We start from the raw sequence: 14,674 nt of genomic DNA, 5'->3' as shown, positions 1-14,674 counted from the left end.
AGGCTCTTAGCTTTACACTTAGTTTAATTTCGAACTAACTAATTTGATATCAAACTATGAGTCAAGCAAGTCCGAGCCGTTGCCGGAAGAATGCGATGGTCCGCACCTCGGCTTCCTTGCCGGGGCCGCTGGTCGGCAGGTGGATGGTCAGCACTGAATGTGGCGCATAGCCGGTGTTCTGGCGGGCGTCGGCATCTTCGAGTTCGACGCTTTCGAAACGGTCGCCGAATTCCTTGCGGTAGCGCTCGAAGCGCCCGCCGGGCACGAGTTTGTCGGATTTGTAGCGCAGGCCCAGCAGCGTCAGATCCTCGGCCTCGAAGCGCGACCGCGCGCAGGCGATTTCGGCGTCGGAAACGTCGATGGCGCCGTCCTTGCCGCCGCGCAGCGGCAGCGATGGTTGCGACAGCACCGGCGCCACTACCGATGGCTCGGTCATCATCGCGAGCGCAAAGCCACCGGTGAAGCACATGCCGAGGGCGCCGACGCCCGGCCCGCCGCAGTCGGCGTGGGCGTGACGCGCCAGTGCGCGCAGCCAGTCGACAATCGGGCTCGATTTGCCGCCGTTCCACGCGCTGAATTCGCGGCGGATGCAGACATTCATGAACATCTGTTGCACCGCATAGCCCGTCGACAATGGCTTGCCCGGTGTGCCGAACAGGCTGGGCAGAAACACCGTCATCCCCGCATCGACAACACGGTCGGCAAATTCGACGACCTGTGCATGAAGGCCCGGAATTTCATGGATGATGATGACCGCCGGCCCGCTGCCGCGCCGGTACACCGGTCGCGTATATGGCGCGTGATTGAAGTCGGACAGTGCATAGTCTTGAAGTGGCATTGCTGGCGCTCCCCCCGTCATTCAGGCGCCAACGTGGCGGATTGCGCGACAACAGGCAACCGGGGCGGGCCGCGTCAGCGTCGTGGTGTGGCGCCGAGCATCGTCCGCGCCGCTTCGGCGTCGTCGAGCAGCGTCTCGCGTTTCGCTGCGCCAAAGCCGTCGAGCGTCCGGTACGGCATTGCGAGGCGGACATTTTTGCCGAGGACGGTGCGGTTGCGTTCGAGAAACCCCCAGTACAGCCGGTTGAACGGGCAGGCCGCCGCACCGGACTTGGCTTTGACATCGAAGCGGCAGTTTCCGCAATAATCGCTCATCCGGTTGATATAGGCGCCCGAGGCGGCATAGGGCTTCGAGCCGATAATGCCGCCATCGGCAAACGTCGCCATGCCGCGCGTGTTGGGCATTTCGACCCATTCATAGGCATCGGCATAGACCGTCATGTACCAGTCATCGACGGCGTCGGGGTGGACACCCAGCAGCATCGCCAGATTGCCGGTGACCATCAGGCGCTGGATGTGATGGGCATAGGCATGGTTGCGCGTCGTCGCCACGGCATCGGCAACGCACGCCATGTCGGTCTCGGCGCTCCAGAAGAAATCCGGAAGCTTGCGGTCGGCGTCGAGCGCGTTGAACGCACCGTAGCCGGGCATTTTCAGCCAATAAACGCCGCGGACGAATTCGCGCCAGCCGAGTATCTGCCGGATAAACCCTTCGACCGCATTGAGCGGCGCCCGACCGGCGCGGTAGACTGCTTCGGCGCGGCGGCAGGTGTCGAGCGGATCGAGCAGCCCGATGTTGAGCGATGACGCAATCAGGCCGTGCCACATCCACGGCTCTCCGCGCGCCATGGCATCCTGCCACGTCCCGAAGTCGGGCAGGATGTTGACCAGAAAGTCTTCGAGCACCGCCTCGGCCTCGGCTGCCGTCGTCGGCCAGCCAAAGCCGTCGAGGTCACCGAAATGATCGGGATACAGGCGCGCCACATCGGCAATTGCTTCGACGGTGGTGGCGTTGGGCACGGTGCGCGCCCTCGCCGGCGGCCGCAGATCGCGCGGCAGCCGCTGGCGATTTTCGGCGTCGAAGTTCCACCGGCCGCCCTCGGGTTCGGCGCCGTCCATCAGCAGGCCGGTGTCGCGGCGCATCTCGCGGTAGAAAAACTCCATGCGCAATTGCCGGCGCTCGCCGGCCCAATCGCGGAAGCGTTCACCTGAACAGATGAACCGGCGGTCGGCGCGGATTTCGACCGGCACTGCAGCACTATCGGCGAATGCCTGCAGCGCCGTCGCCAGCCGCCATTCGCCGCATTCGGTCATCACAATGCGCGAGCAGCCGGTTTCAGCGAGGCCGCGCGCCAGTTCGCCGGCGATCGAATGGCTGTTCTGTGGCGCGTCGATGCGGACATAGCGCACCCGCAGCCCGGCCGCGGTCAACCGCGCCGCGTGGTTGCGCATGGCCGCGAAAACCAGCGCAATCTTTTGCTTGTGGTGGCGCACATAGGTGGCTTCGTCGTTGACCTCGGCCATCAAGACGATGTCGTTCCGGCGATCGACGCCGTCGAGCGCCGACAACGTGTCCGCCAGCTGATCGCCGAGCACAAGCCGGATCGTGCCGCTACTTGTCGTATCGGTGTTCAAGCTTCAAACCTTCCACAGCGCCGGCGCGACCACGCGATCCCACAATGCCGCGTGGCAAGCAAATGCTAAGCGTTGGTAGGCAATGCCTGGCCCGCCGGATCGGGTCCGCGATAAAAGCGTGTCATGTCCTCGCCGCGTTCATAGCTGTCGAACCAGCTGTCGGCCCAGACCGGCAGGCGTTCGTGTTCGGGGTTGTGCCAGGGCATTTGCGATGCCAGCAGGCCGGCTTGCAGCTTGAGCCGGTCGCGCAGCGGCACCGCCGCCAGTGGATTGCGCACCGGCCGAACGGCGGGGCCTTCATCGACATGGGCAGTAAACAGCGCTGCCATCGTCTCGAAATTCTGCATGACGTGACGCCGGACATGGCGGAACATCCGCATGCGGTAGAAACTGTCGCCGTAGAGCGCGTTGAAGATGATCAGGGCCGAGCTGCGGTGTTCGATTTCCTCGCAGAAGTGCCACAGGAACAGCGAGGAGACGCGCGGGTCGCCATTGCCGAACAAGACATCGCGATGCTCGATGATGGTGCGGAACACCGGTGTGAACGTCGCTTCCAGCGCGGCGGCGTAGCCGAGGTGGAACTTCAAATCATGCCGGTCATAGATGTCGTCATAGCAGTCGATGGTCGCATCGAGCGCCTGCTGCAGGCCGGGATGGCGTTCGATCAGTGCGCGGACGTGGTGCGTATGGCGCAACGAATGCTGCGCCTCCTGAATGCGGAAACCGCGCGCTTCAGCGAGCGCCGCCGGGTCGGTGATCAGCCGCTCGGCGTCAGCGACGGCGCGGCAGAAATAGCGCTCGAGCCCGATGGCCCAAAACGACACCTGGTTCATGAAAAACGAGAAGCCGGGATTTTCGGGGTTCCAGATGAACTTCACCCCCGAAAACTCGAACGGAATCTTGCGAAGCTTCAGGTCAGTCACCGGCCAAACTCCCGACGGTATCTCGATCCATGCAGCGCGCGGCACCGCACCGGCCTTGTCTAACATGAGCCAGTGCTCATATGTTACTCGCGTTTGACCGACACAGCGGAGATGCAGCCTTGCCCACGACACAGCGACCGACCCCAGCTAAGCCGCGGCGTCAGCCCAGGCAGCAGCGGTCGGCGCAGCTTGTGGCGGACATATTCGAGGCGACTGCTCAGGTTTTGGCCGAACGCGGGCCTGAGCGGGCCAGCACCAACCGCATTGCCGAGCGCGCCGGTGTCAGCATCGGGTCGATCTACCAGTATTTCCCCAACAAGGCTGCGCTGTTCGACGCGCTGGCGCAGGACCGTTTCCAGAAGCTTAACGCGCTGACGCTCGACCGGCTATCGCAGGCGATCGACGTGCCGTTCCCGCAGGCCGCCGAAATCGTGCTGCGCAGCTTCATCGACTTCCTCACCGAAAATCCCGGGCTCGGCCGCATCATCGTCGAACTGATGCAGCCCTATAATCGCACGCCAACGCTGATGGTGGCCGAGGCGCAGGCGGTGCAGGCAGCGAAAACCTATCTGATGCGCTTCCACGATACGCTCGCCATCGTCGATCTTGATACCGCAGCGCGGCTGTCGGGGCTGGTCATCGCGGCAGTCGGGACGCGGGTTCTGCTCGACCGGCCATCGCCCGAGCGTCGCGAACTGATGATCCGCGAGACGGTGCGCATGCTGTCGCTGTATGTCGGCGCCGTCCCGCCCGCCACGGACCCCAACTAGCCGGCGTCGGGCAGCGCCCAATCGACCGGCGTGCGCCCGTGCGCCATCAGAAATGCATTCGCCTGGCTGAAATGCCGACACCCCAGAAAGCCGTTGTGCGCCGACAGCGGCGACGGGTGCGCGGCCTTCAGCACCAGATGCCGCGACGCATCGACGAACGCCGCCTTGCGCTGCGCATAGGCGCCCCACAGCATGAACACCACCGGCTGCGCCTGCGCGTTGACGCAGGCGATGACCGCGTCGGTGAAGCGTTCCCAGCCGCGCCCCTGGTGCGACGCTGCCTGCGCCATTTCCACCGTCAGCACGCTGTTGAGCAGCAGCACGCCTTGCTGCGCCCAGCTCTCCAGATTGCCGTGACGCGGACGCGGCAGGCCGAGGTCGGCCTCAAGCTCCTTGTAGATATTGCCCAGCGACGGCGGCGGCCGGACACCGGGCGGCACGCTGAAGCACAGCCCGTGCGCCTGCCCCTCCCCGTGATACGGGTCCTGCCCCAGAATGACGACCTTGACGCTATCGAGCGGTGTCGCATCGAGCGCGTGGAACCACAGTTTCGCCGGCGGAAAGATGCGCTTGCCCGCCGCGCGCTCGGCCAGCAGGAACGCCCTGAGGTCGGCCATGTACGGCGCAGCGAACTCGGCGGCGAGCGGCGCCTTCCAGCTTTCGCCGAGCACGATATCGCGGCTTTTGCGCGTCACTTCGTCGTCGGGCGTCTGGTTCATTGGGCGAGACATGCAACGGGGTCGGAGGGAAGGCAAGAGCGAGGAAAGAGCCTCCGGTGGGCAGGCCTGAGGCCTGCACCCGAAATTTGGGTCGGCGCATCATGCGCCAGCGTGGTTTATGTAGCGCGGCCCAAATACATGGGTGCAGGGGCAAGCCCCTGTCCGCCGGAGGCCCTTAGTCCTGAAGGATCTTCCGCCGCGTCGTGCCGAGGTGGCAGACCTTGGCGCAGTCGGGCATCGGCGCGGGCTTGGTCGGCGCGCCGGGGCTGGCGACCAGCCGCACGCCGTTGCCGGTGCACAGTTCGACCATGCCGCCCGCCGGCATCGCCATTGCCGAGGCGGCGAGCATCCATGCGGCGAGGCAGGCGGGTGCGGCGGTGAGCGGCGACTTAGTCAGCATCTTCGTCCTCGATCAGAATGCGCGCGGCGGCGCCGTCGAGATCATCGAACTGGCCGGTGCGCAGCGACCAGAAGAACGCCGCCAGCCCGCCGAGGCCGAGCAGCAGCGCCACCGGGATCAGGAATACCAGGCCGTTCATTTGGCGTTCGCGGCATTGCGCAGGCGCAGCGCGTTGCCGATGACCAACAGCGACGAGCCCGACATGGCGAGTGCGGCGATCAACGGTGTGACCAGCCCGGCAATCGCCAGCGGTACTGCAATGACGTTGTAGCCGATCGCTAGGGCGAAGTTCTGGCGGACGATGCGCTGCGTGGCGCGCGCGACGCGCACGGCGGTGGCGACCGGCAGCAGGCTGTCACCCAGGAACACCGCGTCGGCGGCGTTCTGCCCGGCGTCGCTGGCCGATGCGGGGGCCATCGAAACATAGCCTGCTGCGAGCGCAGGGCCGTCGTTGAGGCCGTCGCCGACCATCAGCACCTTGGCGCCGTTCGCGGTCAGCGCGGCAATCGCCTCGAGCTTGTCCTGCGGCAGCATCGCCGCCTGTGCGGGCAGCCCGAGTTCGGCGGCGACCGGCGCGACGCCGGTGACGCTGTCACCCGACAGGATCGACCCGGGTAGGCCAAGTGCCGCGAGCTGCGCGACAGCGGCGGCGGCAGCGGGGCGCATTGCATCGGCGAAATCGAGCATCACCGGCGGCGCGTCGCCGATGGTCAGTGCGCAGGCGAGGCCGGCGGCAATCGTTTCGGGACGGCCGAGCGCGACGTTGGCGTCGCCGCAGCGTGCGCTGACGCCAGTGCCGGGAGTTTCGGTGATGTCGGTGAGCGTGGCAGGTGTGATGCCCGACGCTATCAGCGAACGGCGCAAGGCTTCGCTGAGCGGGTGACGGCTCGACTGCGCCAGTGCGAGTGCAACCGACTTCTGCGCGGGCGTCAAAACATCGAGATTGAGCGGTTCGGGACGGCCGAGCGTCAGCGTGCCGGTCTTGTCGAACACCGCGGCATCGGCGTCCGCCAGGCGTTCGAGCGCCGAGCCGTCCTTGACCAGCACCCCGGCGCGCATCAACGCGCCCGCTGCGACGATCTGCGCCACCGGCACCGCGAGCCCGAGCGCGCACGGGCAGGTAATGATCAGCACCGAAATCGCAATCAGCAGCGAGCCGTGCCAGCCGGCACCGGCGATCATCCAGCCGACCAGGCTGAGCAGCGCCAGCGTGTGGACGGCAGGCGCATACAGCCGCGCGGCGCGGTCGGCGATGCGGACGTAGCGTGATTTCGATTGGCCCGCCTGCTCCATCAGCCGCGCAATATCGGCAATCGCGGTGTCGGCGCCGGCGGCGGTGACCTGCACGCGCACTGGCGCGGTCAGGTTGAGCGTGCCGGCATGGACCAGCGCGCCGAGTGCCACCGGCACCGGCACGCTTTCGCCGGTGAGCAGCGAGCGGTCGAACTGGCTGGCGCCGTCAAGCACCACGCCGTCGGCAGCAAGGCGCTCGCCCGTCGCGACATGCATCACCATGCCCGGTTGCAGCGCGGCGGCGGCGCACCAGTAGGTGCGGCCTTCGGCGTCACTGACCAGCGCGCCCGGCGCGGTGTTGCGCAGCAGCGCAGAGACGCCGTCGCGGGCGCGGTCGCGCATGACGCTGTCGAGCCAGCGCCCGGTGAGCAGGAAGAACAGCAGCATGACGGCAGAGTCGAAATAGGCGTGTGCGCCGCCTGTCACGGTTTCGTACAGGCTGAGCGCGCAGGCGAGCGTGACGCCGATCGAAATCGGCACGTCCATGTTGGTGTGGCCGCTGCGCAGCGCCGCCCAGGCCGATTTGAAGAACGGCCGGCCTGCATAGGCGACAGCCGGCAAGGCAATCATCGCCGAAAGCCAGTGGAACAGCTCGCGCGTTGCGCCGGTGGCGCCCGACCATACCGACACCGACAGCAGCATGACGTTCATCGCGGCAAAGCCGGCGACCGCCATCGCGCGCAGCAGTTCGCGGCTATCGTCGGCAGCGTCGGACGCCAGCGCCTGGCCCAGCGGTTGCGCCTCGAACCCCAGCCCGGCAATCGCCGCCTGCATTTCGGGCGGCGTCAGCGCCGGCAAATGCGCGATGGCGACGCGTTTGGCGGTCAGGTTGACGCGCGCGCTGACGATGCCTTCGGTGCGCGGCAGGCCGGTTTCAAGCTTGGAGATGCACCCCGCACAACGCATTCCCGGGACCGAGAATGACGTTTCCGCCAGCGGCGTCGCCGCTAGCAGTCCTTGCGCGGGAAGCGGCGCGTTCATTGCAGCGTGTCGAGCAGCCGCGCCTCGGCTGTGCCCTGATGCAGCTCGACGCGCACCTGCCAGCGACCGGGCGGCAGGCTTTGACGCGCGCGCAGGCTGTGGTCGGCGTCGGTATAGAAGGTCAGTGCGATATCGGGCGCGCGGCCGAGCGGATGCGACGCGACGCCGGTCGCGGTTAGCCCGACGAGCGGCGCGCCGGCCTTGGTCACCAGCAGCATCGGGCTGCGTTCGCTGTCGAGGCTGAGCTTTGTCGTCCAGCCCAGCGCCTTCTGGTCGCGCGCCGCCTGCAGCCAGCCATTGTACTGCTGGCTGGCGACATAGCTGTTATCGACGACGGTGCCGCCGAAAGTGGCGATGGCAAAGCGCGCCATGACCAGATTGACCGCGATGACGACGCCGAAGAACGCCACCAGAATGGCGGTCATGTGATAGCCGGTGAAGCGCTTGGTGGCGGTCTGGCTCATTCTTCCTCCTCCTCGATCGGCTTGGCGCGTTCGAAGTTGGCGACGACGCTGTCGGCTTCGCTGCGGCCGGCACCCGTCGCCTCGTATGTCGCGCTGATCGTCAACGGCGTCCGCTGCGGGCCGGCGCCGGGGGCCGCCACGAACAGCCGCACCTTGGTCACGCTGTCGGCGGGCACCCGCACGCGCATTGTCGACGCCGCGGTCGCGCGGCTGCCGGCTTCATCCCACGCTACCGCACCGGGAACCCCGGCAATCGCCAGCGTGACGACGCGTGGGCGGGTTTCCATGTTGCGGATCTTGACGGTGTAGTTGTTGCGCACCTCGCCGTCCGAAAGTTGGACGAATGCCGGGTTGCGGTCATGCTGCGCGCTGACATCGAGCCGCGTGCGCTGGCCGAGCGTGAACAGCATGGCAGCGCCGATCGACGCCCAGATGGTGAAATAGATGATCGTCCGCGGCCGCAGCAGCGTCTTCAATACCGGCGGCGCGGTGCCGCCGGCCTTTTCGATGACGGCATCTTCAAGCGTCGCATAGTCGATCAGCCCGCGCGGCCGGCCAATCTGGTCCATGACCTTGTCGCAGGCATCGATGCACAGCGCACAGGTGATGCAGCCGATCTGTGGCCCTTCGCGGATGTCGATGCCCGTCGGGCAAACTGAAACACACTGGTCGCAATCGATGCAATCGCCGAGCTTGCCGTCAAAGCTCGCGTCGGTCGTCGCGGCCTTCTTCAGCCCCTGCGTACGCGGTTCGCCGCGCCAGTCCTTGTAGGTGACGATCAGCGACTTTTCGTCGAGCATCGCGGTCTGGATGCGCGGCCACGGGCACATGTAGATGCACACCTGCTCACGCATGAAGCCGCCGAAGATGAATGTCGTCGCGGTCAGCACGCCGACGGTCGCATAGGCGACACTGGGCGCATCGCCGTGGACGAACTCGCGCAGCAACGTCGGCGCATCGGCGAAGTAGAAAATCCACGCGCCGCCCGTCGCAATCGCGATCAGCAACCAGATAGCATATTTCGCCGCGCGTCGCGTCGTCTTGGCGGCGGTCCACGGCGCATTCGCCAGCCGGATCTGCGCGTTGCGATCACCGTCGATCCAGCGTTCGACATGCTGGAACAGGTCGGTCCACACCGTCTGCGGACAGGCATAGCCGCACCACGCGCGGCCGACTGCCGAGGTGACGAGGAACAGCCCGATGCCCGCCATCACCAGCATGCCCGCGACGTAATAGAATTCGTGCGGCCAGATTTCGATCGCGAACATGTAGAAGCGCCGGTGCGCCAGATCGACCAGCACCGCCTGATTGGGCGCATAGGGCCCACGGTCCCAGCGCAGCCACGGCGTGACATAGTAGATCGCCAGTGTGACGATCATGATCGCCCACTTCAGCCGCCGGTAAAAACCATCGACCGCCTTGGGATAGACGCCCTTGCGCTTTTGATAGAGCGGGCTGTTCGGGCTCGTGAGGTCGCTAAGGCTGGACATTGGGAGTCGCCGTTGCAGCGTCGGCAGGTGCTGCAGCCGGCGCCCCCCCGGGCGCAGCTGGGGAAACCGGAGCAGCGACGGTCGCAGCGACCTGTGGCGCCGCCTCACCACCACCGAGCGAATAGACATAGGCCGCGAGCATCTTGATCGTCACCGGATCGAGACGGCTGTTCCAGCGCGGCATGACCCCGCCGCGGCTGTAGGTGATGGTCCGGCGCAAGGTCGCCGCGTCTCCGCCATACAGCCAGATGCTATCGGTCAGCTTCGGCGCGCCGACAGTGCGGCCCCCCTGCCCCTGCGCGCCGTGGCAGACAACGCAGTTGGCGGCAAACAACACGGCACCGCGCGCCGAGGCGGCATCGGGCTTTTGCTGGCCCGAAATCGTCCGGACATAAGCGACCAGGCTGTCGATTTCGGCCGGGTTCAGGATTTCGCCGAACACCGGCATCGCCGAGATGCGGGTTTCATCATGGTCGGGATTGCGGATACCATGCGTCAGCGTTGTCTGGATCGTCGCCAGATCGCCGCCCCACAGCCAGTCATCGTCGTTGAGGTTGGGATAGCCCTTCGACCCGGCAGCACCCGAACCGTGGCACTGCACACAATGCACCTTGAACGCGGCGCGGCCACCTTCGATGGCGGCGGCCATCAGTTGCGGATTGGCCGGCAGCGATTCAATCGGGATATCGGCAAGCGCCTTGGCAATCGGCGCGCGGCGCGCCGCGGCAGCTGCCATTTCGCTTTCGAACTGGCCGTGGCTGCTCCAGCCGAGGAAGCCGCGCGTTGCGCCATTGGCCAGCGGGATGGCCGGGAACAGGAACACATAGACGACGGCAAAGACGATGCAGGCGTAGAAGATCAGCAGCCACCAGCGTGGCAGCGGCGTGTCGAGCTCTTCGATGCCGTCCCATTCGTGCCCGACGGTCGAGGTTCCGGTGGGGGCATCGATGCGCTTGTTCTTAGCCATGATCGTCATCCTCGAATATCATGTTCGCCGCCCGGTCGTTGTGCTGGCTCGAACCCTTGCGAAAGGTCCAGCCGACGAACGCCACGAACAGCACCCCCATGAACACCAAACCCCAGCTGTCGGCGAAGTGCCGCAGCGCTTCATATTCAAGCTGAAGCGACATCAGCGCGGCTTCTCCTGCGCCGCAGCCGCGTCGAAATCGACCAGCGTGCCGAGCATTTGCAGATAGGCAACCAGCGCATCCATTTCGGTCAGGCGCTTGGGGTCGCCGTCAAAGTCGCGGACCTGCGCCTTGGGATAGCGCTTGAGCAACGCCGCGGTATCGGCATCGGGATCGGCCTGCGCCTTCAGATCGGCATCGGCGGCGGCAATCGCTTCTTCGCTGTACGGCACGCCGACGCGGCTGAGCGCGCGCAGGTCGCGACCCATGTCGTGCGCCTTGAGGTCGTTCTCCGCGAGGAAGGCGTAGGGCGGCATGATCGATTCAGGCACCACGGCGCGCGGATCGGTCAGATGCTGGACATGCCATTCGTCCGAATAGCGGTTGCCGACGCGCGCCAGGTCAGGCCCGGTGCGCTTCGAACCCCATTGGAACGGATGGTCGTACATGCTTTCCGCTGCCAGACTGAAGTGGCCATAGCGTTCGACTTCGTCGCGGAACGGCCGGATCATCTGGCTGTGGCAGTTGTAGCAGCCTTCGCGCATGTAGATGTTGCGACCGGCGAGTTCGAGCGGCGTGTAGGGCCGCACGCCCTCGACCTTTTCGACCGTCGAGTCGATCCAGAACAACGGCGCGATTTCGACGATGCCGCCGATTGTCACCACCACCAACGACAGCACCGCGAGCAGCGTGACATTGCGTTCGATCTTCGTGTGGTCGAAGAATTTGCTGGCCATGTCAGGGCTCCTTATTCGGCTGGCGCGGCGGTGGGGGCGAGCGGACGATCGGTCGCCGCATCATACGGCGTCTCGGTCATCGGCGCCTCGTCGCGCAGCTTGCCGGCGATGGTCATCCAGATGTTGTAGGTCATGACCAATGCGCCGCTGAGGTAGAGCAGCCCGCCGGTGGCGCGAATGACGTACATCGGGAACATCGCGTGGACGACTTCGACGAACGAGTAGACGAGGTAGCCGTCGGCCCCATATTCGCGCCACATCAGGCCCTGCATGATACCCGCCACCCACATCGCCGAGGCGTAGAGCACGATGCCCAGCGTCGCGAGCCAGAAGTGCCAGTTGATCATGCGCAGGCTGTACATGCGCTGGCGGTTCCACAGGCGCGGCGTCAGGTAGTAGAGTGCCGCGAAGGTGATCATGCCGTTCCAACCGAGCGCGCCCGAGTGGACATGGCCGATCGTCCAGTCGGTGTAATGCGACAGGCTGTTGACCGTCTTGATCGACATCATCGGGCCTTCGAAGGTGCTCATGCCGTAGAAGGCCAGCGCCAGCACCATCATGCGGATGATCGGGTCGGTGCGGATCTTCTCCCAGGCGCCGTTGAGCGTCATCAGGCCGTTGATCATGCCGCCCCATGACGGCATCCACAGCATGATCGAGAACACCATGCCCAGCGTCTGCGCCCAGTCGGGCAGCGCGGTATAGTGGAGGTGATGCGGACCCGCCCAGATGTACAGGAAGATCAGCGACCAGAAGTGGATGATCGACAGCCGGTAGCTGTAAACCGGGCGCTCGGCCTGCTTGGGCACGAAATAATACATCATGCCGAGGAAGCCCGCGGTCAGGAAGAAGCCCACGGCGTTATGGCCGTACCACCACTGCGTCAGCGCATCCTGCACACCGGCGAACGCCGAGTAGGACTTTGAGCCGAGGTAATAGGCCGGCACCGCCAGATTGTTGACGAGGTGCAGCATCGCGACGGTAATGATGAACGCCAGGAAGAACCAGTTGGCGACATAGATGTGCGGTTCGCGGCGCTTGACCAGCGTGCCGACGAACACCGCAAGGTACGACACCCAGACGATGGTCAGCCAGATATCGACATACCATTCGGGCTCGGCATATTCCTTGGCCTCGGTGATGCCCATCAGATAGCCGGTCGCGGCAAGCACGATGAACAGCTGGTAGCCCCAGAACACGAAGCGCGCGAGGCCGGGGAAGGCCAGACGGGCGCGGCAGGTGCGCTGGACGATGTAAAAACTGGTGGCGATCAGCGCATTGCCGCCGAACGCGAAGATGACCGCCGACGTGTGCAGCGGCCGCAGCCGCCCGAACGTCGTATATTCAAAGCCGAGGTTGAGCGCCGGGAATGCCAGTTGGCAGGCGATGTAGAGCCCGGCGAGGAAGCCCGCGAGGCCCCAGAACACCGTGGCGATGACACCCCAGCGGATCGGGTCGTCGTCGTATTTCGTCTGGTCGGCCGGAGATTTGAGGATGCCGTTGGCGATGCCGTAGACATCGGCGCTGCGCAGCGTCACCACCGCGGCGAGGAATGCCGCAATCGCGACGATCAGCATGTGCACCGCGAAGCCGCTATCGGCGGCAAATGCCATCGCAATCAATGCGAGCAGCGACAGGAAGAACCATCCCGCCGACTTGACCACTAATCCACTCATTGGCCTAGGCCCCCGTTTGCAGTGCTGACGTGAATGCGCTTCAGATAGTCCGTCAATGCCTGTCATTTCGCAAGCGCGATATACGGGATTTCCCCTATTGGCCGGGTCCGCATGCGCGCCTGTGCTGTATGCCCCCGACGCGTTTTCGGCCCGCTTCGTCTGTGGCTCGGCGCTGGCAACTGCGCGCCGTACCGCTATAAGGCCTAATGGCTGATTTGGTTCCAGAAGCAGGCATGGTGCCGGCGACGCGCGAGGTGCTCGAAGACAACCGTCTTCGGCGCGACTTCGTCGACGATGTTGTCGCGGCACTCGAAGCCGATGACAGCGACGGCGCGCGCGCGCTCGCGGCACCGCTGCACCCTGCCGACATCGCCGACCTGTTCGAACTGATTCCCGCCACCTACCGCCAACCGCTCGCCGAAGCGCTCGGCGACACGCTCGACGCCGACGTCATCGCCGAAATGAACGACTGGGTCCGCGAGGCGCTGCTCGATGTGCTCAGCGCTAGCCAGGTCGCTGATGTCGTCAGCGAACTCGATACCGATGACGCGGTGTCGATCGTCGAGGAGCTCGACCCCGACGAACAGCGCGAGGTGTTGCGCGCACTCGACCCCGACGACCGCGCCGCGATCGAAGAGGCGCTGAGCTACCCCGAGGAATCCGCCGGCCGCCTGATGCAGCGCGAGTTGGTCGCAGTGCCCGAACACTGGAGCATCGGCCAAGTCATCGACTTTCTCGGGCTGGCGCCCGACCTCGCCAGCGATTTTTGGGAAATCTTCGTTGTCGATCCCGGCCACAAGCCGATCGGCACGATGCGGTTGTCATGGGTGCTGACGACGCCGCGGTCGATCGCCGTCGCCGATGTCATGCAGCGCGAACAGTCGCTGATCCCGGTCGACCTCGATCAGGAAGAAGTCGCGTTCCGCTTCCAGAAATACGCGCTGATTTCGGCCGCCGTAGTGGACCCTGTCGGGCGCCTTGTCGGCGTCATCACCGTCGATGACATCGTCCACATCATTCAGGACGAGGCCAGCCAGGACGTGCTGCGCCTCGCCGGCGCCGGCGACGGCGACATCAACGAGCCGCTGCGCAAGACGATTCCGGTGCGGATGTGGTGGCTGCTGATCAACCTCGGCACCGCCATCCTCGCGTCGAGCGTCGTTGCGGCGTTTGAATCGACCATCGCCAAACTGGTGACGCTGGCGGTGCTGATGCCGATTGTCGCCGGCATGGGCGGCAACGCAGCAACACAGACGATGACCGTCACGGTGCGCGCGCTCGCCACCAACCAGCTGACCTCGTCGAACTCGCTGCGCATGATCGGCCGCGAACTGGCGATCGCCTGCGCCAACGGGCTGGGCTTCGGCATCCTGATGGGGATCGCCTGCCAGCTCGTCTATCACGATACCGGGCTGAGCCTCGTGCTGTTCGCCGCGATGGCCATCAACAGTCTGGTCGCCGGGCTGTCGGGCGTCATCGTGCCGCTGGTGCTCGAACGCTTTGAAATCGATCCGGCGGTGACGTCGACAGTGTTCGTCACCACCATGACCGACGTCATGGGCTTCTTCTCGTTCCTCGGCCTCGCGGCGCTGTTCGGGCTGACGTCAACGCCCGGCTGACGG

15 protein-coding genes are annotated in these 14,674 nt (G+C 65.4%); 2 read left to right on the top strand and 13 right to left on the bottom strand.

From position 1 onward, the window contains the following. Positions 1-61: 61 nt before the first annotated feature. The 3 genes from EUV02_RS08670 to EUV02_RS08660 form a co-directional block, all read right to left on the bottom strand. Entirely contained in the window at positions 62-838 is a 777-nt protein-coding gene (locus EUV02_RS08670; protein ID WP_135245848.1) for a dienelactone hydrolase family protein, read from the bottom strand. Positions 839-912: 74 nt separating this feature from the next. Then, on the bottom strand, positions 913-2,472 hold the full coding sequence (locus EUV02_RS08665; RefSeq protein WP_135245847.1) for a cryptochrome/photolyase family protein: 1,560 nt from the start codon (positions 2,470-2,472) through the stop codon (positions 913-915). A 65-nt stretch (positions 2,473-2,537) separates the two neighbouring features. Beyond that, positions 2,538-3,395, bottom strand: a complete 858-nt coding sequence (locus EUV02_RS08660) for a metal-dependent hydrolase (protein ID WP_166430565.1) — start codon at positions 3,393-3,395, stop codon at positions 2,538-2,540. 191 nt (positions 3,396-3,586) lie between these two features. Here EUV02_RS08660 and EUV02_RS08655 point away from each other — a divergent pair, with 191 nt between their 5' ends. Beyond that, a complete protein-coding gene (locus tag EUV02_RS08655; protein WP_207790145.1) occupies positions 3,587-4,165 on the top strand; it encodes a TetR/AcrR family transcriptional regulator in 579 nt (192 codons plus the stop codon). On the opposite strand, the gene ung is transcribed toward EUV02_RS08655, so the two are convergent. From ung to ccoN, 10 genes are all read right to left on the bottom strand, one after another. Then, positions 4,162-4,884, bottom strand: coding sequence for a uracil-DNA glycosylase (gene ung, locus EUV02_RS08650; protein ID WP_135245844.1), 723 nt, complete (start codon positions 4,882-4,884; stop codon positions 4,162-4,164). The genes EUV02_RS08655 and ung overlap by 4 nt on opposite strands. Before the next feature lie 175 nt (positions 4,885-5,059). Next, complete coding sequence (locus EUV02_RS08645) at positions 5,060-5,284, bottom strand: hypothetical protein (RefSeq protein ID WP_135245843.1); 225 nt, start codon at positions 5,282-5,284, stop codon at positions 5,060-5,062. After that, a complete protein-coding gene (gene ccoS, locus EUV02_RS08640; RefSeq protein WP_135245842.1) occupies positions 5,274-5,423 on the bottom strand; it encodes a cbb3-type cytochrome oxidase assembly protein CcoS in 150 nt (49 codons plus the stop codon). The genes EUV02_RS08645 and ccoS overlap by 11 nt, the downstream gene beginning before the upstream one ends. Beyond that, positions 5,420-7,558, bottom strand: a complete 2,139-nt coding sequence (locus EUV02_RS08635) for a heavy metal translocating P-type ATPase (protein ID WP_135245841.1) — start codon at positions 7,556-7,558, stop codon at positions 5,420-5,422. Before EUV02_RS08635 ends, ccoS begins: the two co-directional genes overlap by 4 nt. Further along, on the bottom strand, positions 7,555-8,022 hold the full coding sequence (locus EUV02_RS08630) for a FixH family protein (protein WP_135245840.1): 468 nt from the start codon (positions 8,020-8,022) through the stop codon (positions 7,555-7,557). The genes EUV02_RS08635 and EUV02_RS08630 overlap by 4 nt, the downstream gene beginning before the upstream one ends. Then, complete coding sequence (ccoG, locus tag EUV02_RS08625) at positions 8,019-9,512, bottom strand: cytochrome c oxidase accessory protein CcoG (RefSeq protein WP_135245839.1); 1,494 nt, start codon at positions 9,510-9,512, stop codon at positions 8,019-8,021. The genes EUV02_RS08630 and ccoG overlap by 4 nt, the downstream gene beginning before the upstream one ends. Then, on the bottom strand, positions 9,499-10,479 hold the full coding sequence (gene ccoP / locus EUV02_RS08620) for a cytochrome-c oxidase, cbb3-type subunit III (protein WP_135245838.1): 981 nt from the start codon (positions 10,477-10,479) through the stop codon (positions 9,499-9,501). Before ccoP ends, ccoG begins: the two co-directional genes overlap by 14 nt. Further along, positions 10,472-10,642, bottom strand: coding sequence for a cbb3-type cytochrome c oxidase subunit 3 (locus tag EUV02_RS08615; protein ID WP_135245837.1), 171 nt, complete (start codon positions 10,640-10,642; stop codon positions 10,472-10,474). Before EUV02_RS08615 ends, ccoP begins: the two co-directional genes overlap by 8 nt. Next, a complete protein-coding gene (gene ccoO, locus EUV02_RS08610; protein ID WP_135245836.1) occupies positions 10,642-11,376 on the bottom strand; it encodes a cytochrome-c oxidase, cbb3-type subunit II in 735 nt (244 codons plus the stop codon). Before ccoO ends, EUV02_RS08615 begins: the two co-directional genes overlap by 1 nt. An 11-nt stretch (positions 11,377-11,387) precedes the next feature. Next, positions 11,388-13,052 carry a cytochrome-c oxidase, cbb3-type subunit I gene (gene ccoN, locus EUV02_RS08605; protein ID WP_135245835.1) on the bottom strand — a complete coding sequence of 555 codons (1,665 nt, stop codon included), beginning with the start codon at positions 13,050-13,052 and terminating at the stop codon, positions 11,388-11,390. Between the two features lie 206 nt (positions 13,053-13,258). On the opposite strand from ccoN, the gene mgtE reads away from it, so the two are divergent. Continuing rightward, positions 13,259-14,671: a magnesium transporter gene (mgtE, locus tag EUV02_RS08600; RefSeq protein ID WP_135245834.1), complete on the top strand. Its 1,413-nt coding sequence runs from the start codon at positions 13,259-13,261 to the stop codon at positions 14,669-14,671. Positions 14,672-14,674 lie beyond the last annotated feature (3 nt).

This window comes from Glacieibacterium arshaanense (genome assembly GCF_004681125.1).
Classification (GTDB): Bacteria; Pseudomonadota; Alphaproteobacteria; order Sphingomonadales; family Sphingomonadaceae; genus Polymorphobacter_A; species Polymorphobacter_A arshaanense.
Note: the sequence above shows the minus strand (reverse complement) of the source record. Positions and strands in the feature narration are given on the sequence as shown.

Coding starts and splice junctions, on each gene's coding strand:
- EUV02_RS08630 (WP_135245840.1), bottom strand. CDS start 8,022: ATGAGCCAGACCGCCACCAAGCGCTTCACCGGCTATCACATGACCGCC.
- ccoS (WP_135245842.1), bottom strand. CDS start 5,423: ATGAACGGCCTGGTATTCCTGATCCCGGTGGCGCTGCTGCTCGGCCTC.
- EUV02_RS08670 (WP_135245848.1), bottom strand. CDS start 838: ATGCCACTTCAAGACTATGCACTGTCCGACTTCAATCACGCGCCATAT.
- EUV02_RS08615 (WP_135245837.1), bottom strand. CDS start 10,642: ATGTCGCTTCAGCTTGAATATGAAGCGCTGCGGCACTTCGCCGACAGC.
- mgtE (WP_135245834.1), top strand. CDS start 13,259: ATGGCTGATTTGGTTCCAGAAGCAGGCATGGTGCCGGCGACGCGCGAG.
- ccoG (WP_135245839.1), bottom strand. CDS start 9,512: ATGTCCAGCCTTAGCGACCTCACGAGCCCGAACAGCCCGCTCTATCAA.
- ung (WP_135245844.1), bottom strand. CDS start 4,884: ATGAACCAGACGCCCGACGACGAAGTGACGCGCAAAAGCCGCGATATC.
- ccoN (WP_135245835.1), bottom strand. CDS start 13,052: ATGAGTGGATTAGTGGTCAAGTCGGCGGGATGGTTCTTCCTGTCGCTG.
- EUV02_RS08635 (WP_135245841.1), bottom strand. CDS start 7,558: ATGAACGCGCCGCTTCCCGCGCAAGGACTGCTAGCGGCGACGCCGCTG.
- EUV02_RS08645 (WP_135245843.1), bottom strand. CDS start 5,284: ATGCTGACTAAGTCGCCGCTCACCGCCGCACCCGCCTGCCTCGCCGCA.
- ccoP (WP_135245838.1), bottom strand. CDS start 10,479: ATGGCTAAGAACAAGCGCATCGATGCCCCCACCGGAACCTCGACCGTC.
- ccoO (WP_135245836.1), bottom strand. CDS start 11,376: ATGGCCAGCAAATTCTTCGACCACACGAAGATCGAACGCAATGTCACG.